This window comes from Micromonospora echinofusca, from assembly GCF_017614955.1.
GTDB classification, from domain to species: Bacteria; Actinomycetota; Actinomycetes; order Mycobacteriales; family Micromonosporaceae; genus Micromonospora; species Micromonospora echinofusca_A.
In genome coordinates, this window is record NZ_WVUH01000670.1 from 1 (window position 1) to 1115 (window position 1115).

General features: G+C 67.6%; 1 protein-coding gene. It reads right to left on the bottom strand.

The window, feature by feature from the left end; genetic code table 11:
- Positions 1–31: 31 nt before the first annotated feature.
- Complete coding sequence (locus GSF22_RS33770; RefSeq protein ID WP_244454613.1) at positions 32–1072, bottom strand: IS630 family transposase; 1041 nt, start codon at positions 1070–1072, stop codon at positions 32–34.
- Positions 1073–1115 lie beyond the last annotated feature (43 nt).

The window sequence follows — 1115 nt, forward strand, 5'->3', positions numbered from 1 at the left end:
GTTATTGACCCGTAGGGCAAATATGCCGTGGTCATCCGGCGGCGTAGCGGACTTCAGGCTTACCGAAGAAGGCTTTCACCGTGGCTGGCTGGTTCTGCCGACGACGCAGGTGCCGGCTGGCCGCGGCGGCCAGGTCAACGGGGTTGGCCGGGTTCGCTTGCGCCACATGCTGTTTGACGTCGTGGTTGAGTAGTTCCACGGGGTTGAGTTCAGGGGCGTAGCCGGGCAGGAAGTGCATCTCGATGTCGTCGGCGTGTGCGGTCAGCCAGTCGCGCACCATGGTCCGGCGGTGCACGGGATGCCCGTCGACGATCAGGTGGATCTTCCGGTCGAGGTGACGGGTCAGGCGGGCCAGGAACGTCACCAGCACCTCGCCGGTGAAGGAACCGGTGTAGCAGGTGAAGTACAACTCGCCTCTGTTGCTGATCGCGGCCATCACGTTGACCCCGAACCGGCGGCCGGTCTTGGCCACCACCGGGGTCTGTCCGACCGGTGCCCACGTGGTGCCCACCGCCGCATCCGAGCGCAACCCGGTCTGGTCCAGCCACAGGATCACCGCCTTGTCCCGCCTGGCCTGCGCGGCGATGGCCGGGTAGGTGACCTCCCGCCACTCGGTGACCGCCTGCGGGTCCTGCTCGTAGGCCCGCCGGACCGGCTTCTGCGGCGACAACCCCCACGACCGCAGGTACACGCCGATCGTGACCAGCGACAACTCCAGGCCGAACCAACCACGGATGAGCTGCCGCACCTGCGGGCGGGTCCACACCAGGCCGGGCAGGGCAAGCTGGTCCGGACACTGGTGGATGATCGCCCGCCGTACCCGGGCCTGCTGCCGCGCGGTCAACGCCTTCTGCTCTCCCGCACGCCGCCCACGCCGGCGGGCGTTCAACCCCCGGTTCCCCTTACGGTCAAAGGCGTCCACCCACCGCCACACCGTCTTCGGCGCCACCTGAAACGCCCGCGCCGCAGCGGCCTGACTCATCCCCGCCTTGACCGCCGCCACCACCCTGCGACGCAAATCCTCCTGCGCCGCAGGGGAAAGCGACCGCGTATCACGCACCACAACACCCATACACACCCAACGATCACGGCATGTTTGGGCTACTGCTCAATAA